21 protein-coding genes are annotated in these 24,619 nt (G+C 70.9%); 9 read left to right on the forward strand and 12 right to left on the reverse strand.

The features are described 5' to 3' along the window. Nucleotides 1-15: 15 nt before the first annotated feature. Nucleotides 16-1,551, reverse strand: coding sequence for a PucR family transcriptional regulator (locus DEJ19_RS00135; RefSeq protein WP_111232544.1), 1,536 nt, complete (start codon nt 1,549-1,551; stop codon nt 16-18). A 92-nt stretch (nt 1,552-1,643) separates the two neighbouring features. Here DEJ19_RS00135 and gabT point away from each other — a divergent pair, with 92 nt between their 5' ends. The 4 genes from gabT (at nt 1,644) to DEJ19_RS00155 (ending at nt 6,163) form a co-directional block, all read left to right on the forward strand. Then, a complete protein-coding gene (gene gabT, locus DEJ19_RS00140; RefSeq protein WP_111232543.1) occupies nt 1,644-3,005 on the forward strand; it encodes a 4-aminobutyrate--2-oxoglutarate transaminase in 1,362 nt (453 codons plus the stop codon). Nucleotides 3,006-3,073: 68 nt separating this feature from the next. Then, on the forward strand, nt 3,074-4,561 hold the full coding sequence (locus tag DEJ19_RS00145; RefSeq protein WP_111232690.1) for an NAD-dependent succinate-semialdehyde dehydrogenase: 1,488 nt from the start codon (nt 3,074-3,076) through the stop codon (nt 4,559-4,561). After that, complete coding sequence (locus tag DEJ19_RS00150) at nt 4,558-5,928, forward strand: flavin monoamine oxidase family protein (protein WP_111232542.1); 1,371 nt, start codon at nt 4,558-4,560, stop codon at nt 5,926-5,928. Before DEJ19_RS00145 ends, DEJ19_RS00150 begins: the two co-directional genes overlap by 4 nt. 76 nt (nt 5,929-6,004) lie before the next feature. Next, entirely contained in the window at nt 6,005-6,163 is a 159-nt protein-coding gene (locus DEJ19_RS00155) for a hypothetical protein (protein WP_155896911.1), read from the forward strand. Nucleotides 6,164-6,496: 333 nt separating this feature from the next. Here the strand turns inward: DEJ19_RS00155 and DEJ19_RS00160 are convergent, their stop codons facing one another. From DEJ19_RS00160 to DEJ19_RS00210, 11 genes are all read right to left on the reverse strand, one after another. Next, on the reverse strand, nt 6,497-7,861 hold the full coding sequence (locus DEJ19_RS00160; protein WP_111232541.1) for an NAD-dependent succinate-semialdehyde dehydrogenase: 1,365 nt from the start codon (nt 7,859-7,861) through the stop codon (nt 6,497-6,499). 22 nt (nt 7,862-7,883) lie between these two features. Further along, nucleotides 7,884-9,296, reverse strand: a complete 1,413-nt coding sequence (locus DEJ19_RS00165; RefSeq protein WP_051597034.1) for an APC family permease — start codon at nt 9,294-9,296, stop codon at nt 7,884-7,886. Nucleotides 9,297-9,471: 175 nt separating this feature from the next. Then, nucleotides 9,472-10,716: a type II toxin-antitoxin system HipA family toxin gene (locus DEJ19_RS00170; RefSeq protein ID WP_111232540.1), complete on the reverse strand. Its 1,245-nt coding sequence runs from the start codon at nt 10,714-10,716 to the stop codon at nt 9,472-9,474. Beyond that, nucleotides 10,713-11,030: a helix-turn-helix domain-containing protein gene (locus DEJ19_RS00175; protein WP_349775275.1), complete on the reverse strand. Its 318-nt coding sequence runs from the start codon at nt 11,028-11,030 to the stop codon at nt 10,713-10,715. The genes DEJ19_RS00170 and DEJ19_RS00175 overlap by 4 nt, the downstream gene beginning before the upstream one ends. 48 nt (nt 11,031-11,078) lie before the next feature. Then, nucleotides 11,079-12,098 (reverse strand): agmatine deiminase family protein, encoded by a 1,020-nt coding sequence (locus tag DEJ19_RS00180; protein WP_111232539.1) that lies wholly within the window; start codon nt 12,096-12,098, stop codon nt 11,079-11,081. After that, entirely contained in the window at nt 12,095-13,129 is a 1,035-nt protein-coding gene (locus DEJ19_RS00185) for a nitrilase-related carbon-nitrogen hydrolase (RefSeq protein ID WP_111232538.1), read from the reverse strand. The genes DEJ19_RS00180 and DEJ19_RS00185 overlap by 4 nt, the downstream gene beginning before the upstream one ends. A gap of 39 nt (nt 13,130-13,168) precedes the next feature. Continuing rightward, nucleotides 13,169-13,822 (reverse strand): DUF1345 domain-containing protein, encoded by a 654-nt coding sequence (locus DEJ19_RS00190; RefSeq protein WP_111232537.1) that lies wholly within the window; start codon nt 13,820-13,822, stop codon nt 13,169-13,171. A gap of 43 nt (nt 13,823-13,865) precedes the next feature. Then, entirely contained in the window at nt 13,866-15,209 is a 1,344-nt protein-coding gene (locus DEJ19_RS00195) for a flavin monoamine oxidase family protein (RefSeq protein ID WP_111232536.1), read from the reverse strand. After that, the gene (locus DEJ19_RS00200; RefSeq protein WP_111232535.1) at nt 15,209-16,573 is read right to left on the reverse strand and encodes an NAD(P)/FAD-dependent oxidoreductase; all 1,365 of its coding nucleotides are present in this window, start codon (nt 16,571-16,573) and stop codon (nt 15,209-15,211) included. The genes DEJ19_RS00195 and DEJ19_RS00200 overlap by 1 nt, the downstream gene beginning before the upstream one ends. Before the next feature lie 2 nt (nt 16,574-16,575). Beyond that, nucleotides 16,576-18,003: an aspartate aminotransferase family protein gene (locus tag DEJ19_RS00205; protein WP_110893698.1), complete on the reverse strand. Its 1,428-nt coding sequence runs from the start codon at nt 18,001-18,003 to the stop codon at nt 16,576-16,578. After that, on the reverse strand, nt 18,000-18,482 hold the full coding sequence (locus DEJ19_RS00210) for an Lrp/AsnC family transcriptional regulator (protein WP_035809531.1): 483 nt from the start codon (nt 18,480-18,482) through the stop codon (nt 18,000-18,002). The genes DEJ19_RS00205 and DEJ19_RS00210 overlap by 4 nt, the downstream gene beginning before the upstream one ends. Nucleotides 18,483-18,615: 133 nt before the next feature. Here DEJ19_RS00210 and DEJ19_RS00215 point away from each other — a divergent pair, with 133 nt between their 5' ends. The 5 genes from DEJ19_RS00215 to DEJ19_RS00235 are packed head-to-tail and all read left to right on the forward strand — an operon-like array spanning nt 18,616 to nt 24,312. After that, entirely contained in the window at nt 18,616-20,070 is a 1,455-nt protein-coding gene (locus DEJ19_RS00215; RefSeq protein WP_111232534.1) for a gamma-aminobutyraldehyde dehydrogenase, read from the forward strand. 30 nt (nt 20,071-20,100) lie between these two features. Further along, nucleotides 20,101-21,282, forward strand: coding sequence for an ABC transporter ATP-binding protein (locus tag DEJ19_RS00220; protein WP_372503451.1), 1,182 nt, complete (start codon nt 20,101-20,103; stop codon nt 21,280-21,282). Then, complete coding sequence (locus DEJ19_RS00225) at nt 21,279-22,499, forward strand: ABC transporter substrate-binding protein (RefSeq protein WP_220035286.1); 1,221 nt, start codon at nt 21,279-21,281, stop codon at nt 22,497-22,499. Before DEJ19_RS00220 ends, DEJ19_RS00225 begins: the two co-directional genes overlap by 4 nt. After that, a complete protein-coding gene (locus DEJ19_RS00230) occupies nt 22,496-23,437 on the forward strand; it encodes an ABC transporter permease (protein WP_146237652.1) in 942 nt (313 codons plus the stop codon). The genes DEJ19_RS00225 and DEJ19_RS00230 overlap by 4 nt, the downstream gene beginning before the upstream one ends. Continuing rightward, a complete protein-coding gene (locus DEJ19_RS00235) occupies nt 23,434-24,312 on the forward strand; it encodes an ABC transporter permease (protein WP_111232532.1) in 879 nt (292 codons plus the stop codon). The genes DEJ19_RS00230 and DEJ19_RS00235 overlap by 4 nt, the downstream gene beginning before the upstream one ends. Nucleotides 24,313-24,619: the final 307 nt, after the last annotated feature.

The following is a 24,619-nucleotide window of genomic DNA, read 5'->3' on the forward strand; positions in this document are numbered from 1 at the left end:
CACCGTATCCGCGCGTCACGCGCCCTCGACCACGAAGGCTGCCCAGAGGTCGGCCCGGGTCGAGAAGACGGAGAGGTCACGGTCGAGGAGCCGACCGGCGTGCTCCACCCGGGCGCGGGCGGTGTGCCGGTGGATGCCGAGGACCCGTGCGGCGCGGTCGTACTCGCAGTTCTCCTGCAGCCAGGTCCGGACGGTGCCCGTGAGCTCGGTGCCGGCCGTGCGGTCGTGGTCGAGCAGCGGGGCGAGGAACGCGCGGGCGACGGCACCGGCGTCCACGTCGACGTGGGCGAGGTGGGCGAGCACCCCTTCTCGGGCGAGGTCGCCGAACTCGGTGGTGCCCGGGCGTCCTTCACGACGTCGATCGAGTGCCTGCACGGCCTCGGTGCGGGCGCGCCCGAAGGACCGGTACGCCGCGCCGTCGGACAGGCCGGCGCGCAGGTCGAAGCGGTCGACGAGTTCGGCGACGATCCCGGTGTCGTCTGCGTTCACGCAGAGGAACAGGGCGTCGTCGACCGCGAAGAACAGGTGGCCCGGCCGGTCCTGCACCCACAGTTCGAGCAGGTCCACCACGGTGTCGAGGTCGTGGTCGGGGACGTCGACGGCCGCGATCCGGACGGGTTCGGCGGGCAGCGGCCCCCACACCTCGCGTGACGTCGCCTGCACCACCTCGGGTTCGCCGACGGACAGCATCGTGAGGAGTCCGGTCCGCAGGAGCCCCCGGGCACGGGCGAGCTCGCGGTTCTGCTGCAGGGCGAGGCCGGCCAGGGCGATCACGGCCGTGACGACCTCGCGTCCGGCCCGGTCGAGTGCTCCGCCGTTCGCGATCGCGAGCACGCCGCTCAGGTGCCCGCCGCTGCCGAGCGTCTGCAGGGTGTACCCGACGCCGCGGTCCGTGGCGACCGGCAGGCTGGCCCGCTGCCCGGAGCGCAGCAGCCGCAGCGCCTCGGTGCGCAGGAGGTCGAGGTCGGCAGCGGGCAGACCGTCGGCGGGGTGGCCGCGGTCGAGCCGCCCGGAGACGTCGAACAGGCCGACCCACCCGTCGAGCTGGCGGGACAGCTCGGCGATGGTCGCGCCGAGTCCGTCCGGTCGCATCGCGGCGAGCGAGATGGCCCGCTGCGCGGCGAGGGCCCAGGCGCCGCGTGCGTTGGCGTCCCGCGCGACCGCTTCGGCGTTGGCCTGCGCGACCGCGATGAAGGAGGTCTCGTAGGGCACCTCGAACAGCGGCAGTCCGTTCCGGGTGCAGGCGGTGACCAGGGCGTCGGGGGTGCCGGCACGGACCACCTCGGTGCCGAACCCGAGCGCCACGACACCGCGGTCCACGAGCCGCCGGACGTAGGCCTCGGCGACGTCGTCGCGCACGTCGACCTCGGCACCGAACTGCGTGCCGGTCGTGAGCAGCCCCTGGCCTTCGGCGAGGAACGGGGTCGGGTCCTCGAGGTCCGAGCTGTGCAGCCAGGACAGCGGGGCATCGAGGGTGTGCTCGTTCGCGTCGGTGAGCGGGCGCAGGCGGAGTTCACGCCGGTGCAGCAGGGAGCGCAGCGTTGCGGGCATGCCGTCACCCTATCCACCGGGTCGATCCGCCCGGGGGTCGATGTACGCCGTGGACAGTACGAGTGTGCGGTGGTGGCTCCTACCATCGCGGCATGTCCTCCACCGCAGCGTCCGCGACCCGAGCGACCACCGGCGGCCCGTCGCTGCCCCAGGAACGACGGCTCGTCACCGCCGTCCCTGGTCCGCGATCGCAGGAGCTGCTCGCCCGGAAGGCCGGCGCCGTCGCGGCCGGGGTCGGCGTCGCCGTGCCCATCGCGGTCGTCGCGGCCGGCGGCGGCGTCGTGGTCGACGCCGACGGCAACTCGTTCGTCGACCTCGGGTCCGGGATCGCCGTGACGTCGGTCGGCAACGCCCACCCCGGCGTGGTCGCCGCCGTCACCGAGCAGGTCGCGGCCTTCACACACACGTGCTTCACCATCGCCGCCTACGACGGGTACGTCGCCGTCGCCGAGGCGCTCAACCGTCTGACCCCCGGCGACCACGAGAAGCGGACCGCCCTGTTCAACTCCGGGGCCGAGGCCGTCGAGAACGCCGTCAAGATCGCCCGGAAGCACACCGGTCGGCAGGCCGTCGTCGTCTTCGACCACGCCTACCACGGCCGCACGAACCTGACGATGGCGCTGACCGCGAAGAACCAGCCCTACAAGGACGGCTTCGGGCCGTTCGCACCCGAGGTCTACCGCGTCCCGATGTCGTACCCGTTCCACGACGGGCTGTCGGGGCCCGAAGCGGCGAAGCGTGCGATCAGCCAGATCGAGAAGCAGGTCGGCGCCGAGAACACCGCCGCGGTCCTGATCGAACCGATCCAGGGCGAGGGCGGCTTCGTCGTCCCGGCACCGGGGTTCCTCACCGCGCTGTCCGAGTGGGCCACCGCCAACGGCGTCGTGTTCATCGCCGACGAGGTGCAGACCGGGTTCGCCCGCACCGGCGCGATGTTCGCCAGCGAGCACGAGGGGATCGTGCCCGACGTCGTCACGACCGCGAAGGGCATGGCCGGCGGACTCCCGCTGTCCGGCGTGACCGGGCGTGCGGCGATCATGGACTCCGCCCACGTCGGTGGCCTCGGCGGGACCTACGGCGGCAACCCGGTCTCCTGCGCCGCAGCACTCGCGGCCATCGACGCCTTCGAGCACGACGGACTCGTCGAGCGCGCCGGGGCGATCGGCACGGTCCTGCTCGACGCCCTGCGCAGCGCGCAGGCCGACGACCCCCGCATCGGCGACGTCCGCGGCCGCGGTGCGATGGTCGCGATGGAGCTCGTCGACCCCGCCACCGGTGATCCCGACCCCGGGCTCACCGGACGGGTGGTGCGGTACGCGTTCGAGCACGGCGTCATCGCCCTCACGGCCGGCACGTACGGCAACGTCGTGCGCTTCCTGCCGCCGCTGTCGATCGACGACGACCTGCTCCGCGACGGCCTGACCGTCGTCCTCGACGGGCTGGCCGCGTCGTGAGCGCGACCATCCCCACGACAGCCTGGCCCAGCGTCCCCGACGCCACCGGACCAGCCGCCGAACAGGCGGTGCTCGACCGCGTCCCCACGGGCCTCCTGGTCGACGGTGTCTGGCAGCCGGCGGCCGACGACGCGACCTTCGCCGTCGTCGACCCTGCGACCGGCGAAACACTCCTGCACATCGCCGACGCCTCACCCGAGGACGGCCGGAAGGCGCTCGACGCCGCCGTCGCCGCACGGCACGGCTGGGCGACCACGCCCCCGCGGCAGCGCGCCGAGGTGCTGCGCCGCGCGTTCGACCTGCTGCAGGAGCGACGCGAGGAGTTCGCGCTCCTGATGACGCTGGAGATGGGCAAGCCCCTGGCCGAGGCCCGCGGCGAGGTCACGTACGGTGGCGAGTTCCTCCGTTGGTTCTCGGAGGAAGCGGTCCGCATCGGTGGTTCGTACGGCACCAACCCCGAGGGGACCGGCCGCGCCACCGTCTCGCACAAGCCCGTCGGGCCCGCGTTCCTGATCACGCCGTGGAACTTCCCGTTGGCGATGGCGACCCGCAAGATCGCTCCGGCGCTCGCCGCCGGCTGCACCGTCGTCGTGAAGCCGGCCGAACTGACGCCGCTGACCACCCTGCTGTTCGCCGACCTGCTCGTCGAGGCCGGCGTGCCCGCCGGGGTGGTCAACGTCGTCCCGACCACGCACGCCGCCGACGTCTCCGCGCCCGTGATCGCCGACCCCCGCCTGCGGAAGCTGTCGTTCACCGGTTCGACGCCGGTCGGACGCACCCTGCTCGGCCAGGCGGCGCAGAACGTGCTCCGGACGAGCATGGAGCTCGGGGGCAACGCCCCGTTCCTGGTGTTCGCCGACGCCGACCTCGACCTGGCGGTGGAGGGCGCGCTCGCCGCGAAGTTCCGGAACACCGGCCAGGCCTGCACCGCGGCGAACCGGTTCCTGGTGCACGAGGACGTCGCCGACGAGTTCACGCGCCGGGTCACCGAACGGGTCGCCGCGATGCGGGTCGGCCGGGGGACCGAGGACGGCGTCGTCATCGGGCCGCTCATCGACGCCCGCGCCGTGGACAAGGCGCACCGCCTGGTCACCGACGCGGTCGAGCGCGGGGCGACGGTCCGGACCGGCGGGCACCCGGTCGACGGGCCCGGCACGTTCTACGCGCCGACCGTCCTGACCGACGTGCAGCCGGGCAGCGCGATCCTCGACGACGAGATCTTCGGGCCGGTGCTCGCGATCCGCACGTTCCGCTCCGAGGACGAGGCCGTGGCCGCCGCGAACGACACCGAGTACGGTCTGGTCGGCTACGCGTTCACCGAGGACCCGGCACGCGGGCAGCGCCTGATGGAGCGGCTCGAGACCGGCATGCTGGGGCTGAACACCGGGGTCGTGTCGAACGCCTCGGCACCGTTCGGCGGCGTGAAGCAGTCCGGCCTCGGTCGCGAGGGCGGCGGCGAGGGCATCGCCGAGTACCTCGAGACCATGTACACGCTCACCCCGGACCCGTTCCGGCACACCGACAGCACCACGACCGCACAAGGAGCAGCTCGATGATCGAGAAGGACGTCGTCGTCATCGGAGCCGGTGTCGCCGGTCTCACCGCCGCGGACCGCCTGCGCGCCGCCGGCCTGCGGGTCGCCGTGCTCGAGGCCCGCGACCGCGTGGGGGGCCGCACCTGGACGAACGACATCGACGGGGTGACCCTGGAGATCGGCGGACAGTGGGTCTCGCCCGACCAGACCGCACTGCTCGAGACCCTCGACGAGCTCGGCCTGCAGACGTACGACCGGTACCGCGAGGGCTCCAGCGTCTACGTCGACGCCGACGGCACCCGGACCGAGTACACCGGCGACATCTTCCCCCTGCCCGAGGCCACGGCGAACGAGATCGAACGGCTCGTCGCCGTCGTCGACGAGTACGTCGCGAAGGTCGACCCGGCGCGCCCCTGGGAGACCCCGAACGCAGCCGCCCTCGACGAAGTCTCGTTCCGCGCCTGGCTGCACGACCTCAGCCCGGACCGGGTCGCGACCGACAACGTCGAGCTGTTCATCGCCGGCGCCATGCTCACCAAGCCCGCGCACGCGTTCTCCGCACTGCAGGCCCTGCTGATGGCGGCGTCCGCCGGCAGCTTCACCAACCTGGTCGACGCCGACTTCATCCTCGACAAGCGGGTCGTCGGCGGCATGCAGCAGGTGTCCGAACGGCTCGCCGAGCGCCTCGGCGACGACGTGCACCTGAACGCCCCGGTCCGGACGCTGCGTTGGAGCGACGACGGGGTCGTCGCGCTCGCCGACGGCGGGATCGAGGTGCACGCCCGACAGGCCCTCGTCGCGGTCCCGCCGCCCCTGTACTCGCGGATCTCGTACGAGCCGCCGCTGCCCCGACGCCAGCACCAGCTGCACCAGCACCTGTCGATGGGCTTCGTGATCAAGGTGCACGCCGTCTACGACCGTCCCTTCTGGCGTGCGGCGGGCCTGTCCGGCACCGCGTTCAGCCCGTACGAGGTCGTGCACGAGGCGTACGACAACACTTCGCACGGTTCCGAGCAGGGCACCCTGGTCGGCTTCGTCTCCGACCAGCACGCGGACGACCTGTTCGCGCTGTCGACCGAGGAACGCCGGGCCCGGGTGCTCGCCTCGCTGGCGCACTACTACGGTGACGAGGCCCTGTCGCCCGTCGTCTACTACGAGAGCGACTGGGGCACCGAGGAGTGGACGCGCGGCGCCTACGCGGCGAGCTTCGACCTGGGCGGGCTCGTCCGCTACGGCGTCGACCAGCGTGCCGCGGTCGGTCCGATCCGGTTCGCCTCGAGCGACCTGGCCGGGCAGGGCTACCAGCACGTCGACGGCGCGGTGCGCATCGGGCGCGAGGTCGCCGAGGAGATCCTGGCGGCCGTTCCGCAGGCGGTGGAGGCGCAGTAACTGCCTGAACAGGTCACCGGCATGCGCATCGTCCAGGTCCTGACGTGTCCAGGCGCCGACGCGTACCGTCCGGCCCATGAGTGACGCAGCGAACGGGTCCAGCGACCCCACCAAGGACCAGGAGCAGTACACCGAGGACCTGCCGGACGGGTCGCCCACGGGCGACGCGACGGAGGACCCGCAGCAGGACAGCGACACGGACTCCGGCGGCGAGCCCGCCGACCCGCAGCAGTAGCGGCGACCGCACGGCGGCGCGGTGGTGCGGCTGCTCGCGGGCGTGAGACGCCGGCGTGTTCGCTCGACGCCTCTACGTCATCGAAACGCCGCCGGATCCGGCGGCGTCTCGCGCGTTCCGCGGCGTCGAAGCGTGACGACGGCGTCTTCCGGTGGCGACGTGGGAGCGGCGACCGACGAGCAGACGGGAGGCGCGGTGCCAGCTTGCACCGCGCCTCCCGTCCGTCGTGGGTCCGGCTGCAACACACCGGCGTCTTGATCGGACGCCGTCCCGTCGGCGAGACGCCGGCGGATTCGGCGGCGTCTGGCGGAGACGCCGGCGTCTCCGCGCCGGTCAGCCGATGCGGATCAGCTTCTTGTTCACGAACTCGTCGGCCCCCAGGGGGCCGAGCTCGCGGCCGAAGCCGCTGCCCTTGACGCCACCGAACGGCAGCTCCGGGCTGTCCGCGCCGACGATGTTCACGTAGACCATGCCGGCCTCGATCCGGTCGGCGACCCGGAGTGCCTGGTCGGCGTCGGTGGTGAACAGGTACGAACCGAGGCCGTACGGGGTGTCGTTGGCCAGGGCGATCGCCTCGTCCTCGTCGGCGACGCGGTACACGGTGGCGACGGGGCCGAAGAACTCCTCGCGGTAGGCGTCGTTGTCCGGCGTGACGTCGGTCAGGATCGTCGGCAGGAAGGCGTTGCCCTGGCGGTCGCCGCCCGTGACGACAGTCGCACCCTGCTCGACGGCGGACGCGAGCTGTTCCTGCAGCCGATCGGCTGCGGCCGGGGACGACAACGGACCGAGTTCGGCACCGGGCACGCTCGGGTCCGTCGGTTCGACCGCCGACATCGCCGCGGTGAACTTCGCCAGGAAGTCGTCGTACAGGCCGTCGACCACCAGGAACCGCTTCGGGGCGTTGCAGACCTGGCCGTTGCCCTCGAGCCGGGTGGTGACGGCGGACTCGACGACGGCGTCCAGGTCGTCGGTGGACAGCACGATGAAGGGGTCGGAGCCGCCGAGTTCGAGCACCACCTTCGTCAGGTTCCGGCCGGCGATCTCGGCGACCGCGGCACCGGCGCGCGCCGAACCGGTGAGCGAGACACCCTGCACGCGCGGGTCGGCGATGACGTCGGCGACCTGGTCGTTCGTCGCGAACACGTTCGTGTAGGCCCCGGCCGGGAAGCCCGCGTCGTGGAAGATCCGCTCGATGGCCAGGGCGGACTCCGGGCACTGCGGTGCGTGCTTCAGCAGGACGGTGTTGCCGATGGCCAGGTTCGGGCCGGCGAACCGGGCGATCTGGTACGCGGGGAAGTTCCACGGCATGATGCCGAGCACGACGCCGATGGAGGCCTTGCGGATGAACGCGGACCCCTCGGACCCGTCCGCCAGGGTGATCGGCTGGTCCGCCAGGAACTCCGACGCGTGGTCCGCGTAGTAGTCGTAGATGTCGGCGCAGAAGTCGACCTCGCCCTCGGCCTGGTCGATCGGCTTCGCCATCTCGCGCACGATCGTGGCGGCGAGCTCGGCGTGCCGCTCCCGGTACAGGTCCGCGACCCGGTGGAGCAGGGCTGCACGGTCGGAGACCGCCGTCGTCCGTGACCACTCGGTGTGCGTGTGGTCGGCGACTGCGACGGCATCGTGCAGCTCGGCGTCCGTGATGGTCGGGTAGGTCTCGAGGGTCGTGCCCGTGGTGGGGTCGGTGACGGCGTACATGGCGTCCTCTCGTGGTGGCCGGTCAGGCCTGGTCGGTCAGCTGCTTGTTCACACCGGTGACGGGCTGGTTCTCGTCGAAGCCCTTCGGTGCGACCCGGAAGCCCTTGGTGATGACGAGCAGGTAGACGAACCCGATCGCCGCCCACACTCCTCCTGCGATCAGGGCGTCGGCATGGAGCTGCGACCAGAGCACCCCGGTCAGGAGCATCGCGACCCCCGGCAGCACGATGTAGCGCCAGCGGTCCCCCGCCGTGTGACGGCGTCCGTTCCGGATCGCGAAGTGCACGATCACGGTGGCGTTGACGAAGGTGAACGCGATGAGCGCGCCGAAGTTGATGTAGGCCGCGATCGTGTCGAGCGAGAAGCTCATCGCCAGCAGGGTGACCGCGCCGACGAAGACGACGTTGAACACCGGGGTGTGCGTGCGGGGGTGCACGTAGCCGAAGACCCGCTTCGGCAGGACGTTGTTCCGGCCCATCACCATGAGCATGCGGGCGACGCTGGCGTGCGACGCGAGACCCGAGGCGAGTGCGGCGACGAACCCGGCCGACACGAGGACCGCCTGGAACACCGGACCGCCGACGAGCAGGCCGATCTGGGGGAGCGGGTCGTCGGTGAACTCGCCGAACGGTGCGTTGGTGGGGAAGCGGAGCTGGGCGAAGTAGGCGGAGACCAGGAAGATCGCGCCGCCGAGCAGGACGGTCAGCATGATCGCCTTCGGCATGATGCGGATCGACTTCGCCTCTTCCGTGTACATCGTCACGGCGTCGAAGCCGATGAACGAGAAGCACACCACCGTCGCCCCGGTGAGCAGGGCCGACATCGTCACGCCGTCGTGGACGAAGGGTTCGGCGCTGACGATCGTGCCCGCCCCGGCACCGTGGGTGAGCTCGATCACGGTGAAGACCACGAACGCGATCATCGCCAGGACCGCACCGATGAGCAGCACCATGTTGAGGTTCGACGTGCCGCGCATCGACAGGCAGATCACCGTCGTCACGAACACCGTGTACACGACGACGGTCACCCACGGGGGCAGCCCCGGGAACACCTGCTCCAGGTAGAGCCGGATGATCAGGGCGTTCACCATCGGCAGCAGCAGGTAGTCGAGCAGTGACGCCCAGCCGACCATGAAGCCGAGGTTCGGGTGCATCGACTCCCGGACGTACGTGTACGCGGAACCGGCCGCGGGGTAGACGCGCACCATCTTCCCGTAGCTGATCGCGGTGAGCGCCATGATGACGAGGGCGATCAGGTACGCGCTCGGCACCGCGCCGTCGGTCTGCCCGGAGACGATGCCGAAGGTGTCGAACACGACCGTCGGGGTCATGTAGCCGAGGCCGAGTCCGACGATCGCCCAGAGCCCGAGGCTCCGCTTCAGCGACCCGCCGCGCACCGGTGCTGCCGGCGCGGTGACCGCGATCGGTGATGCCATGTGACTTCCCTGCTCTTCGGGGCCGGGCAGCGTCGCCCGGATCAGTTCGGAGCACCATACCGACGGGTCGGCAGTGGGCGGACCGGCCGCGGTGTACAGGTGATGCCTGGTTGCTGTACGCCATGGCGATCGGCATCCACCCTCGATCCGAGGACAGCCGCAGGGTCCGCTCGGTTCAGCGTGCGGCTCGCCGCAGGGAGTCGACACCGGCGGCGAACGAGTCCTCGAAACGTGCCAGCTCGGGGGCTGCGACACCGTTCCGGCGAGCGACGTCTGGCCAGGTCTCCAGTGCCGCGATGACGAGCTGCAGCTGATCCCGGGCACTCGCGGATGAGAGCCTGCACGATGCCGCCAGGGCTCGGAGGCCGTCGGCTTCGTCGTCGATCATGTCGGAACCCGCGATGGTCGTCTGGCGGAGGGTCGGCTCCGGGTTGGGGTTCAGGTCGAATGCCGGACTGAGCGACCATCCCGCGCGATCCCGGAGGAACCCGTGGTTCCTGAGGTGGTCGTCCGTGTTGTTGATGCCGACACTCACCGCGACTCGGCGGAACAGTTCGTGTGAGTCGCCGGTCGGTCGGCTGCTCATCTCGGGCAGCCGCTCGACGATGTCCGCGTAGTCCGCAGCGTCGCCGTCGTGGAGCTCCAGGACCGTCATGGCGCTCATGTACCCGATCCGGCCACCTGGCGAGCGGTCGAATCGTTCGAGGAGCAGCAGGTGCCGGTCGTCGACTCGCGAGAGACGGTGCGCGGGAACGGTGACGCCCGCTTCGGCCGCGAGGTCCAGGGCGGTTGCTTCCCAAGCCATCACGTCCCACGCATCGGTGTGGTGCGGGAACTTCGCGATCAGCTGCCGTCCGTCCGTGCCGAGCACCGACGCCTTCGGCCGGGCCCCGCCGAGTGAACCGGTGCCGGCCGCCAGGAGCGCCTTCACCGCCGCGTAGTCGTCCACGTCACCCGCGGCGCTGTCGGCGGCCCGCAGGAGTTCGGGGAGGTGCACCAGCTTCGGTACCCGGTGATCGGCGTCGAGGAACGGAGCATCCGCGTCGGTGCGGAATCGCAGAGCGCCCTGGCGGGTGACGTCGCTCACGCCGATGAGGTAGTCGACGTCGTCGAGCGTGCGCGCAGTTCGCGAGTCCTGGCGGGAGATCGCGCGCTCCTGCTTCTGGATGAGGTTGCGGCCCCATCGGTCCGGCGCGGAGTCGCTGAAGGCCCCGGGTAGTCCCTGCGTGTACTGCGTTCCGGATGTCAGGCGCAGCGCGGGGTCGATCTCGTAGGCGGACGGCCGCGCGAGGTAGCCGGTTTCGTACTGGAACGTGGTGCCTTGGAACCGACCCCGACTGCGCTGGAACTGCGCGTGCCCGGCCAGCACCGTGGCACCGTCGAGCTCGATGTGGACCTCGAGGTCATCGCGTCCGGTCACCGGATCCGCTTCCGCAGGAGCATGTCCGCGCGGGCGCGTCCGAGGTCGGTCTGCAGTGGATCGACCGCCTCGGTGAGCGCGTCGAGCACCCCGAGCGCGCGAGCAACCCGCAGCACGACGTGGAAGCCGACGGTCGGATCCCCGTGTTCGAGTTTCCGCAGAGTTGCGCGGGTGATGTCGGCTCGGTCGGCAACCTGTTCGGCGGTGAGGCCGAGGACCTTCCGCCACCCGGTGAAGTCTTCGCCGATCGCGCGCGCGGACCGCGTGATGGCAGCGGGCATCGAGCGAGCCGGGTTGTTCCGCTGCTCTTCCATGGTCAGCAGCATATCCAGTAATTGCTTTACTGGGTAGTTTACTGACCGCTAGTTTTCGGCAGGGGAAGGCTGTTGCTGTGTGATGCAGTGCAGCCCGCCGCCGCGCGCGAAGACCTGTCGCGCGTCGATCGAGCGGACCCGTCGGCCCGGGTACGCCTCGGCGAGGATGCCCCTGGCGCGGTCGTCAGCGACCGGGTCGCCGAACGAGCAGGCGATCACGGCACCGTTCACCACGACGTGGTTCACGTAGTTCCAGTCCACCGGTCCACCGTCGTCCGACAGCGTCGACGGGGCCGGCAACTCGATGATCGTCGCGTCGGTCGCCTGCTCGAGCGCTCGCCGGATCTGCGGCATCACCAGGTGGTCCGGGTGGCCGCCATCCGGCTGGGCGTGCAGCAGGACCGTGCCCGGATCGGCGAAGGTCGCCACCATGTCGACGTGGCCCCGGGTGCCGAAGCCGTCGTAGTCGCGCGTCAGGCCGCGGGGCAGCCAGACCACCCGCGTGGCGCCGATCGTGCGCGCCAGCTCCAGCTCGACGCGCTCCCGGTCGGCGTACGGGTTCCGGCGCGGGTCGAGCTGCACCGTCTCCGTCACCAGGACGGTGCCGGCGCCGTCGACGTGGATCGCCCCGCCCTCGTTGACGAGCAACGACGGGATCCGCGTGGCTCCCGCAGCACCGGCGACCGTGGCGGCGACCTCAGCGTCACGCGTCCAGGTCGACCAGGAGTTCGCGCCCCAGCCGTTGAAGACCCAGTCGACGGCACCGAGTGCACCGGTCACGTCGTCGACGACGAACGTCGGGCCGATGTCGCGCATCCAGAAGTCGTCGAGCGGCGCCTCGAGCACGTCCACGTCGGACGACAGCAGGCGACCGGCATCCGCCCGTGCGACCGGGTCCACGACGACGGTGACCGGCTGGTGCTCGCTGATCGTGTTGGCCGTGGTCGCCCATGCCAGACGCGCGGCGTCGGCGCTCGCCGCGTCGTCGCCGAGCGTCAGGCCGGGGCGCGGGAACGCCATCCACGTGCGTTCCTGCGGAGCCGTCTCGGGAGGCATCACCCAGGTCATGCGCGCGCCTCGCGCCCGGCGGTGGCCGGTTCCACGGCCAGGGCCGCGTCGATCGCGTCGCGTGCGCCGTACGCGTGGCGTTCCTCGTCGACGGGGTCGACGAGCCCGGCGTACAGGTCGGGTCGCCGGGTCAGGTAGAAGGGGAACAGCCGGAGCCACTCCGTCCGGGCGTCGAGGTCGAGGTCGGCGACGAGCACCACGCTCGCGTCACGGGGAGCCTCGACGAGCACGCGGCCGAACGGGTCCGAGATGAAGGACGAGCCGTAGAACGTGATGTCGCCCTCGTCGCCCCACCGGTTCGGCACGACCATGAACTGTCCGGCGGTGATGCCGTTCGACACGATCACCCGCTGCCAGATCGGCGCGGTGTCGAAGTCGGGGAACGTCGGTTCGGAGCCGATCGCCGTCGGGTACACGAGCACCTCGGACCCGGCGAGGCCGTAGGACCGGGCCACCTCGGGGAACCACTCGTCCCAGCAGGTCGGCAGCCCGAGGCGCGCGCCGAGTCCGGCGGGCTCGTACACCGGGAAGGCATCGTCGTCGGTCCCCGGGCGGAAGTACGTGTCCTCGTGGTAGCCGGCGCTGATCGGGATGTGGGTCTTCCGGGTCCGGCCGACCAGGGTGCCGTCGGGAGCGACGAGGACGGCGGTGTTGTAGCCGCGGGGGTCGTCGGGCTGGTCGTCGTCGCCCGGCCGCTCGTACAGCGAGGCGTGCACGAACACCCCGTGCTCGATCGCCTGGGCACGGGCGAAGGCGACGGTCGGGCCGTCCTGCAGCGACTCGGCGAGGTCCTTCGGGGTCCCGCTCGCCAGGGTGTTACCCGGGTAGCGGCGCAGCGTGAGTTCGGGCAGGAACACCGCGGTGGCTCCGTTCGCTGCGGCGGTCGCGATGCCGTCGGCGAGCTGGGCCCGGTGCTCGTCCGGGTCGGGGAGCCACCGCATCTGCACGAGGGCGACGCGGAGCGATCTGCGGGGTGCGCCGGTGTCGGCGTGCAGCGGCGACGGGAGCGAGGGTGTGGTGACGACGTCCATGCGCCATTGTTGATCGGGCGATCAACTACCGCAAGGCCTTCAGCTGATGATGTTGACCGCGCGCGAGATGACCAGCGCCAGCAGGATGAACCCACTCAGTGCCTGGTAGGCCATCATCATCTTCGCCCGGACGGTCATCGGCATCGTGTCCGTCGGGCTGAACGCCATCATGTTCGTCATCGCCACGGAGAGGTAGTCGAGGTAGACCGGCCGCCAGTCCGCGGTCTTCGGGTCGGTCTCCCGCGGGAACTGGAAGTCCGCTTCGGCCGTCGACCACAGTTCGGGGCGCCGCCGTGCCACCGGACCCCCGCGGTCGAGCTCCCAGTAGACGAGCCCGAACACGATGATCGTGCTCACCCAGACCTGCAGCGCGGTGAGCAGCACGGCCGCACCGTCCGCGTGGCCGCCGAGCAGCTCGGTGATGGTCCGGATGACGGTGAGCTGACTGGCGACGGTGAGCAGGGCCGCCAGTGCGAACGACAGCCACCGTGACCAGGCGGTCTCGCGCGTCAGACGCCGCGGGTTGAAGACGATGAGCGGGGCGAGCAGCAGGACGCCCAGGACGGGCACCACCCACGACGGGAAGAACAGCACCTCGTCGGGCAGGAACAGGCTCAGCGCCAGGTTCACCAGGACCGCGACGGCGACCGGTGCCCGGTGTTCGTGTCGCGGTCGGGTCCTCGTCGGGGTCACGGAGCGAGTGTCGCACGGGCCGACACCAGCGGGGGTGTGGCGCTCAGGGCATGGACAGCGGGTCGGCGAGCGAGAGCGGCTCGACCTGGGTGCCGAGCAACCGCCCGGCCGCGCGCAGCCCGGACAGCAGCGCACCGTGCACCGTCGCCGGGTCGTCGCTCCAGGTGGCCTCCCCGGCGAGCTGCACCCGGCCGGACGGGGTGCCGAGCAGGTCGTGGTCGTCGGGTGACGCCCCGACGTGCAGGTACGAGTACGAGCCCCGCGAGAACGGGTCCTCGGCCCACCGGGTGATCCGGAACGCCTCGGGCTGGGGGACGGACGGGCCGAACATCTTCCGCAGCGCCGCCACCCCCTCGTCGACGACCATGGCGTCCGGCAGGGTCTCGAGCCGACGGGCTCCGGCGCCACCGACCAGGGCGGCGAGCACCGGCGCACCGGTCACCCGGGACATGTCGTACCAGGAGTGCCAGTCGACACCGGCGGACCCCTGCTGCCGGACCACCCACGAGTCGCCCCAGAACCGTGTGGGGAACCGCAGGAACACCTTGTCGTAGGTGCCCATCCCGAGCCGGTCGAGCGCTCCGGTCACCGGCGCGGACAGGGGCGGGTCGAAGACCACGTCGCCGGCCTGCAGCACCCCGAGCGGCACGGTGACGACGACCCGCGGCGCGACGACGGTGGTGCCGTCGGCGAGCCCCACGGTCACGGATTCGCCGGCCTGGGTCACCGACCGCACGACCGACGACAGCCGGACGTCGAGCCCCTCGGCCAGCGCGCGGGCGTACTGGGCGTAGCCGCCGGGGAACACCACCTCGTCGCCTGGGACGTGCTCCTCGTCGAGTCCGTGCGCGTCGAGGACGGTCACGGGGGCACCGCAGAGGTCCTCGGAGCGGTGGGCCGTGTACTCGCGGACGCGTGCGGCTCGGTCGCCCTGCCACCGCAGCGAGCGGAGCACGGTGTCGACGGCGGCCGCGTAGGTCGAGGGCGGGGGCGCTTGCGCGACGACGGCGTCGAGGGCCGCGTCGACGGTGTGCAGGTCCGCCACGAACGCCGACGTGTCCTCGGCGGAGAGAGCGGCGCCGGACGGGTCGTGCCACGCGATCGGCCGGCCGTCGAACTGGAAGCTGCCGACCGTGAACTCGACGGTCTCGATGCCGAACCGGGGTGCCAGGGCCCAGAGCGGGTTGCCGTCGACCCCGTGGATCCACGAGGCGCCGAGGTCGACCGGCACCCCGAGTGACGCATCGGTCCAGGTGCGCCCGCCGATCCGGTCGCGGGCCTCGAGCACGACGACCCGCTGCCCGCCGAGTGCGAGCGCCCGGGCGGCGGCGAGCCCGGCGACCCCCGCCCCGACGACCACGACGTCGGCGTCGAGACCGGCAGCCATCAGTGCCCTCCGGTCAGTGGTGCCATGAGCCGAGCGGCCAGACTCGGCCGCCCGGTCAGTGCTTCCTCGCGGTCGGCCAAGTCGGTCGCGACGAGTCCCGCGTTCGCGCCGAGGAACCGCAGCGGCTCGGGCTCCCAGTCGGGCGATCGGTGGTTCACCCACGGCAGTGCGGTCAGTGCCGTCGACTCCCCGCGCACGAGGTCGGCGAGGGTCCGTCCGGCCAGGTTCGTCGTCGACAGGCCGTCCCCGACGTACCCGCCAGCGCTGCCGACGTGTCCGTCCCAGGTCACCGAGGCGCACCAGTCGCGCGGCACCCCGAGCGGGCCGCCCCACGTGTGGGTGACCGGGGCGTCCGAGACGACCGGGAACAGGTCGACCAGGGCCTTCCGCAGGTGCTCGAAGACCCGCGGCACCCGATCGTACCCGGGCGTGATCGAGGACCCCCAGTGGTAGCGGGCTCCGCGGCCGCCGAACGCCAGCCGGTCGTCGGCCGTGCGCTGCCCGTACACGAGCAGGTGCCGGTAGTCGGAGAACGTCTGCCCGTGCTCGAGACCGATGCGTTCCCACGCGGACGCCGGCAGCGGGGCCGTCGCGATCATGAGCGAGTACAGCGGCAGGATCCGCCGCTTCGTCTGCTCCAGCTGGGCGCCGTAGCCCTCGACCGCGATCACCACGGCACCTGCCGTGACGGTGCCGCGCGACGTGACCACACGCCCGCGATCCCAGGACGAGACGGGCGTGTGCTCCGCGATCCGGACGCCACGGGCCTCCAGGGCGGCCGCGAGGCCACGCACCAACGCGGCGGGCTGCACGCGCGCGCAGTCCGGGGTCCACGCGACCCCCGCCGATCCGGCGGCGTCGCCCGCTCGCGCGGGTCGCCACGTCATGTCGTCGCCCCATGCCGCGGAGGACGCGACCTCGTCGTGGGCGGCGCGTTCCTGCACGGCGGAGCGTGCGTACATGACGGTCCCGCCCTTCACGTAGTCGCAGTCGACCTCGGCTTCGGACGCTGCGCGGCCCACCTCGTCGACGGTGTCGCGCATGGCGGCCCGCAACGCGAGCGCGGCGTCGCGCCCGTGCTCCTCGGCGATCGCCGAGGCGGACCGCGGGAACAGCGCCGAGCACCAGCCGCCGTTGCGACCGGACGCGCCGAAGCCGGTGATCTCGCGTTCCAGGACGACGATCTGGAGGCCCGGGTCGGCCTGGTGCAGGTACCACGCGGTCCAGAGACCCGTCAGTCCACCGCCCACGATCGCGACGTCGGCCGTCGTGTCGCCGTCGAGCGGCGGCCGGGGCGTCAGGTCGTCGCGTCCGGTGGACGCGAGCTGGTCGAGCCAGAACGAGACGCCCCGGTAGCCGCCCACGGTCAGATCTTCGTCCAGGCCTCGGACAGGACGCTCCGCAGGATCGACGTCATCTCGCGGAACTCCGGCTGCCCGATGGTCAGCGGCGGCGCGAGCTGGACGACGGGGTCACCGCGGTCGTCGGCCCGGCAGTACAGCCCCGCGTCGAACAGCGCCTTCGACAGGAACCCGCGCAGCAGCCGCTCGGACTCGTCGTCGTCGAAGGTCGTCTTGGTGGCCTTGTCCTTGACGAGCTCGATGCCGTAGAAGTAGCCGTCTCCGCGGACGTCCCCGACGATCGGCAGGTCGAGCAGGGTGTCGAGCTCGGCGCGGAAGAGCGGGGCGTTCTGCTGCACGTTGGCGAGCAGCCCCTCTTCCTCGAAGATGTCGAGGTTCTCCATCGCGACGGCGGCCGACACCGGGTGCCCGCCGAACGTGTAGCCGTGGTAGAAGGTCGTGTCGCCCTTGGAGAACGGCTCGAACAGCCGGTCGCTGATGATCGTCGCGCCGATCGGGGAGTACCCGGAGGTCATCGCCTTGGCGCACGTGATCATGTCCGGCACGAAGCCGTACGTGTCGCAGGCGAACATCGTGCCGATCCGACCGAAGGCGCAGATGACCTCGTCCGAGACGAGCAGCACGTCGTACTCGTCGCAGATCTCGCGCACCCGCTGGAAGTACCCGGGCGGCGGGGTGAAGCAGCCGCCGGAGTTCTGCACCGGCTCGAGGAACACCGCGGCGACGGTGTCGGGGCCCTCGAACTCGATCATCTCGCGGATCCGCTCCGCCGCCCAGAAGCCGAACTGCTCCTCGGTGCCCCCGGGGAAGCCCATCTCCTCGGCGCGGTACGAGTTCGTGTTCGGCACCCGGAAGCCGCCGGGGGTCAGGGGCTCGAACATCTCCTTCATCGCCGGGATGCCGGTGATCGCCAGGGCGCCCTGCGGGGTGCCGTGGTAGGCGACCGCGCGGGAGATCACCTTGTGCTTCATCGGCTTGCCCTGGAGCTTCCAGTAGTACTTCGCGAGCTTGAAGGCGGTCTCCACCGCCTCGCCGCCGCCGGTGGAGTAGAAGACCTTGTTGAGGTCACCGGGGGCGTGCTCGGCCAGCCGGTCGGCGAGCTCGATCGCCGCGGGGTGCGCGTACGACCAGATCGGGAAGAAGCTCAGCGTCTCCGCCTGCTTCGCGGCCATCTCGGCCAGGCGCTTCCGCCCGTGCCCGGCGGCGACGACGAACAGGCCGGACAGCCCGTCGATGTACTCCTTGCCGTGGCTGTCGTAGACGTGGTGGCCCTCGCCGCGCACCATGATCGGCACGTCGGCGCCAGCCTGGTTCGCACCGTGACGGGCGAAGTGCATCCACAGGTGGTCCCGGGACTTCCGCTGCAGGTCGGCGTCGTCGACCGGTGCGAACGGGTCGTAGGAGCCGAGGCGGGTGGGCTGTTCGATGGTCATCGCGTTCCCCAGTCGTAGAGCTGTTTGCGGAGTTGCAGGTAGACGAAGGTCTCGGTGCCGGCGACGCCCGGGATGGCCCGGATGGTGCCGTTGAGCAGTTCGATCAGGTCGTCGTCGTCCTCGCACACGACCTCGACCATCAGGTCGAAGCTGCCGGCGGTCATCACGAGGTAGTCGACCGCCGGCAGCTGCTCCAGGGCATCGGCGACGGTTCGGGTGTCGCCGCTGACCCGGATGCCGATCATCGCCTGGCGGTGGAAGCCCAGTTGCATCGGGTCGGTGACCGCGACGATCTGCATGACGCCGGTCTCGGTCAGCTTCTGCACACGCTGCCGGACCGCCGCTTCACTGAGACCGACGGCCTTGCCGATCTCGCCGTACGGGCGGCGCCCGTCCGCCTGGAGTTGTTCGATGATCCGCTTCGAGGTGTCGTCGATCGGTCCCGGACGTCGTGGTGCTGCCGCCATGCCGGACAGCATGGCAGCGAGGTTCGGGGTGCGCAAGGGATTCCGTTGTGAACTCCGTGTTTCGCGACGATTTCCGTTGTTACAGTTCTCCACAACCTCCGGATCCTTCTTCCGCACCGCCGGAATCCGTGTCAGTATCACCGCCATGCTGGACGCACAGAGCACGGCGACGGCGGACACCGACACCCGGGTCCTGCGGAACTTCGTCGGGGGCGCCTCCGTCGAGTCGACCGCCGACACCACGTTCGACCTGGTCGACCCGACCGATGAGCACGTCTACGGCACGTCCCCGGTGTCCACCCCCGCCGACGTCGACGCCGCCTTCGGTGCGGCCGCGACCGCGTTCGAGACCTGGCGCCGCACCACCCCCGGCGAACGGCAGCTCGCCCTGTTCCGGATCGCCGACGCGATGGAGCAGCGGGCGTCGGAGTTCGCCGACCTCGAGTCGCTCGACACCGGGAAGCCCCGCGCCACCCTGGTCGAGGACGAGATCCTGCTGTCCGTCGACCAGATCCGCTTCTTTGCCGGGGCCGCCCGGAACCTCGAGGGCCGGAGCGCCGGCGAGTACCTGGCCGACCACACCTCGTTCGTCCGGCGTGAACCCATCGGTGTCGTCGCCCAGGTCACCCCGTGGAACTACCCGCTCAACATGGCGGTGTGGAAGTTCGCGCCGGCGCTCGCGGCGGGGAACACCACCGTGCTCAAGCCGAGCGACACGACACCCCTGTCGACCCTGCTGCTCGCCGAGGTCGCCGCCGAGTTCCTGCCGCCGGGGGTCCTGAACGTCGTCGTGGGGGACCGCACCACCGGCGCAGCGATGATCGACCATCCCATCCCGCAGCTCGTGTCCATCACCGGCTCCGTCCGCGCCGGCATGGAAGTCGCCCGTGCCGCCGCCGGTGACCTCAAGCGCACCCACCTGGAGCTCGGCGGCAAGGCACCCGTGATCGTGTTCGACGACGCGGACATCCCCTCGGCGGTGGCCGGGATCGTCGCCGCCGGGTTCTTCAACGCCGGACAGGACTGCACCGCCGCCACCCGGCTGCTCGTGCAACAGGGCATCCACGACGAGTTCGTCGCAGCGCTCACAGCAGAGGCACGCGTCAACGCGAGAACCGGGTCGGACGGTCACTACGGTCCCGTCAACAACGCGAACCAGCTCGCGCACGTGCAGTCGTTCCTGGACACGCTGCCCGACCACGCGACGATCGAGCTCGGCGGCGCACGACAGGGTGACCGCGGGTACTTCCACGAGGCCACGATCGTCGCCGGCCTGCGCCAGGACGACCGTGCCGTGCAGCAGGAGATCTTCGGCCCGGTGCAGACCGTGCAGCGGTTCTCGACGGAACAGCAGGCCCTGACGTGGGCGAACGGCGTCGAGTACGGCCTGGCGAGTTCGGTGTGGACGACCGACCACACGCGTGCCATGCGCTTCGCCCGCGACCTGGACTTCGGCTGCGTGTGGATCAACACGCACATCCCGATCGTCGCCGAGATGCCGCACGGCGGGTTCAAGCACTCCGGCTACGGCAAGGACCTGTCGCAGTACGGCTTCGACGACTACACCCGCATCAAGCACGTCATGTCCTACATCGGCTGAGGCCGACCACCCCCTGGAGGCACCATGGCAATGACCGGAACGTTCGCCGAATCGGGAGCCGATCTCCGGCTCGACCAGATCACGAAGTCCTTCCCCGGCCACACCGCGGTGGACAGCCTCGACCTGACGGTGCCCGCCGGCTCGTTCTTCGCGTTGCTCGGCCCGTCGGGCTGCGGCAAGACGACGACCCTGCGGCTCGTCGCCGGGCTCGAGGAACCCACGAGCGGCACCATCACCATCGGCGGCCAGGACGTCACCGACACGAAGCCGTACCAGCGGCCCGTCAACACGGTGTTCCAGAACTACGCGCTCTTCCCGCACATGAGCGTGCTCGACAACGTCGCGTTCGGGCTGAAGCGGCGCCGGATCCCGGACCCGATGACGAAGGCCACGGAAGCGCTACGGCTGGTCGAGCTCGAGGGGTCGGCGTCGAAGCGGCCCGCCCAGCTCTCCGGCGGCATGCAGCAGCGCGTCGCCCTGGCCCGCGCGATCGTGAACCGGCCGGCCCTGCTGCTGCTCGACGAGCCCCTCGGCGCCCTCGACCTGAAGCTCCGCCACCAGATGCAGCTCGAGCTGAAGACGATCCAGGCCGAGGTCGGGCTCACGTTCTTGCACGTCACCCACGACCAGGAAGAGGCGATGACGATGGCTGACACGGTCGCCGTCATGAACGGCGGTCGGATCGAGCAGATGGGCAGCCCGCAGGACCTGTACGAGCTGCCGCGCACGGCCTTCGTCGCGAACTTCCTCGGCCAGTCGAACCTGCTCGAGGGCGAGGTGCGCGGCACCGATGCCGGCCTGCTCGTCGTCGCGACCGCGGCCGGTTCGGTCGCCGTGCCGGCCGACCGAGCCGTCGCCACGACCGGTCGCGTCGTCGTCGGCGTCCGGCCCGAGAAGCTCAAGATCCGCACCGCCGAACCGACCCCCGAGGCCGGACGGAACATCCTCGGCCCCGGTCGGGTCGTGGACGTCTCGTTCTCCGGCGTCAGCACCCAGTACCTGGTCGACGTGCCGGGCGCCGGGCGCGTCTCGGTGTTCGCGCAGAACTCGAAGGGCGGGCCGCGGATCGCGACCGGCACCGAGGTCTGGCTCACGTGGGGCGTCGACCACGGTTTCGGCCTGGAGGCGCACCCCGCGTCCGACGCGACCGTCACCACCCAGGACGACCCGGGCCTCCAGGCCGTCCCTGCCACGGCAGGATCGCTCGCGTGACCGGCGCGGTGCCCGGTCCGGACCTGCTGCGCGGGCTGACGTCGGCCCGCGTCAGCCGACGCGGCCTGCTGGCAGGCGGCGGGGCCGCCGCGCTGGCCGCCCTGCTCACCGGCTGCAGCATCAAGGGCTCCGCCGCCGCCGGCGCCGAGGACACCGTCGACTGGGCGGCGTTCTGGAAGGACGCGAAGGCGACCGGCACCCTGAACTTCGCGAACTGGCCGCTGTACATCGACTCCGACCACGGCAAGTCCGAGTCCCTGGCGCTGTTCGAGCAGGAGACGGGGATCGCGGTCGACTACCAGGCGGTGATCCAGGACAACGCGACCTTCTACGCGACCGTCTCCCCGATCCTGCGGGCGCACGGTGCGACCGGCTACGACCTGGTCGTCATGACGAACGGGTTCGAGCTGACCCAGATGATCAAGAACGGGTTCGTGTGCGAGCTCGACCACTCGCGGCTGCCGAACTTCGCCGCGAACGCCTCGGACTCCGTCAAGGACCCCATCTACGACCCGGGCAACAAGCACTCCGTCGTCTGGCAGACCGGGTTCACCGGGCTCGCCTACAACCCGAAGTACACCGGGCGGAAGATCACCTCGCTCAAGGACCTGCAGGACCCGGCGTTCAAGGGCCGCATCGGGCTGATGAGCGACAACACCGAACTCGGGTCGCTCGGACTGCTCGCGCTCGGCATCGACCCGGAGACCTCGACGCCCGCCGACTGGCGGAAGGCCCAGGCCTGGCTGCGCGAACTGCGGCCGAGCGTCACCGGCTTCTACGACCAGAGCTACATCAACCGGTTGGAGAACGGCGACACCTGGATCACCCAGGCGTGGTCGGGCGACGTGTTCCAGGCGCAGCAGTCCGGGTTCCCCGACCTGGAGTTCGTCACGCCGGAAGAGGGGCAGATGACCTGGCACGACAACATGCTCATCCCACGGCAGGCCGAGAACCCGGTGTCGGCGCTCGAGTGGATGAACTTCTACTACACGCCGAAGATCGCCGGGATCGTCGAGGACTGGGTCAACTACGTCTGCCCGGTGCCCGCTGCCGAGGACTACGTGCGGGACGAACTCGACGACGCCACCGTGGCGGACAGCCCGCTCGTGTTCCCCTCTGCCGACGTGCTGGAGCAGTCGCACGAGTTCCGTGTGTTCGAGAACTACGACGAGTACTCGGAGTGGAACGGCATCTTCAACGCGGTGGTGCAGTCGTGAGCGCGGTCGGAGTGGCACCGGGGCTCGGTCCCGGTGGTTCCGCCGGTCCTTCCGGTTCCGCGCCGGTGCGGCGGGGACGCCGTCGGAGCACGCCGTTCTTCCTGGCGCTCGTCGGCACCGCGTACCTCTGCGTGTTCTTCGTCATCCCGCTGGTGTCCGGGCTGATCGTCTCGCTCATGACCGGCAACCCGGACGACGGCTACACGTTCACCTGGAACTTCGGGATCTACGGCTCGCTGTTCGTCGACCCGCAGGTGCCCTACCTGACGTTCCTGCTCCGGTCGCTCTGGTACGGCGCCGCCGCCACGATCGCCTGCATCGTCGTCGGGTACCCGGTGGCGTACTTCATCGCGTTCCGGGTGTCGCCGCGGTGGAAGAACCCGCTGCTCATGCTGGTGTTCATCAGCTTCCTGGTGTCGTTCATCATCCGGACCGACATGTGGGCGTTCGTGCTGGCGTCGCAGGGGCCGGTCGTCACGACGCTGCAGGCGCTCGGGCTGGCCGGCAAGGACTTCCACATCCTCGGCACCGGGGGCGCAGTGATCTTCGGTGACGCCTACAACGACCTGGCCTTCATGGTCCTGCCGATCTACGCCGCCCTCGAGCGCATCGACCCACGACTCGGCGAGGCCGCCAACGACCTGTACGCCGGCAAGTTCCGGGCGTTCTGGCACACCACGCTGCCGCTGTCCCGCTCGGGCATCTTCGCCGGGGTGCTGCTCGTCTTCATCGACAGCGTCGGCGACCCGGTGAACTCGGCCCTGCTCGGCGGCACGAACACGTACACGATCGGTCAGGCGATCCAGGACGCCTACTCCGGCAACCAGCAGTACAACGTCGCCGCAGCCCTGTCGACCGTGCTCATGGTCGTGCTCGGCATCATCCTGTTCATCTACGCCCGCGTCTCCGGCACCGACGACCTCGAGGACCTCGTATGACCGCCGTCGCACCGTCCCGATCCGCCGCCGCTCCGGCCTCGCCCGTGACCGGTTCCGTCGCCGGCCGTCCGCGTCGTCACGGCGTGAACCGTCGTGGGCCCTGGCTCGCCATCGTGTACTGGGTGACGATCGCGATCACCCTGGTGCCGATCGTCTACATGATCGTGTACTCGTTCAACGACGCCCCCACCAACCGGCTGTCGTTCGCCTGGAACGGTTTCACGACCTACTGGTACGCGAACCTGGTGAACGTGTCCGGGCTCGGGGCGGCGTTCGTCACCTCGGTGCTCGTCGCGTTCCTCGCCGCGATCATCTCCGTCGCGATCGGGCTGCCCCTCGCGCTGGCGCTGGAGCGGTACCGGTTCCCGGGTCGCGGTGTCGTGAACACCGTCGTGTTCGCCGACATCGCGGCGCCGTCGATCGTCGTCGGTTCCGCGTCGCTCTCGTTCTTCCTGTCGGTGGGGCTCGGCACCGGGTTCCTGACCGTGCTCATCACGCACGTGGCGTTCGACGTCGCCTACGTGGTGGTCGTGCTGCGGGCTCGGATCGCGGGGACCTCGCGGGCACTCGAGGAGGCCGCGGGTGACCTCGGGGCGACACCGTTCCAGGCCTTCCGGCTCGTCACCCTGCCGCTGCTGGCGCCGGGCATGCTCGCCGCCGGGTTGCTGGCGCTCGCCATGTCGATCGACGACTACGTGATCACCTCGTTCGTCGCCGGGCCCGCGGTGACCTTCCCGCTGTTCGTCTACGGCGCCGCGAAGGCCGGGATGCCGCCGCAGGTGCTGTGCTTCGGGACGCTCGTGTTCGCGGTGGGGCTGCTCGTCGCGCTGCTGAACGTGGCGCTCAATCGGCGGTTGGCGCGGACGCGGGGGTAGGGCCTCGCGCTGGGGCTGGTCGCACCGTGCGAGGTGCGTGGGCTGGTGCGCGGTTGCGCGCATGGTGCGCGCTTGTAGCGGCGCACGGTGCGCGGAAGCTCGCACGGGGTGAAGAGGTGCGCACGGTGCGGACGGGAGGCGCGTGGCGGGCTGGTGCCGTGCCTCCCGTCCGCACGGTGCCGGTTTCGTGGCCCGGTGCGGGGTTGGGTGCTGGGTGCGGGCTTGTGACCGGGCACGGCGCGTGGAAGCTCGCACGGGTTGGGGGGTTGTGCACGGTGCTCGGCCCCGTTGGTGTTCGACCGGCGGA

It is taken from the genome of Curtobacterium sp. MCSS17_016 (assembly GCF_003234255.2).
Lineage (GTDB): Bacteria > Actinomycetota > Actinomycetes > Actinomycetales > Microbacteriaceae > Curtobacterium > Curtobacterium flaccumfaciens.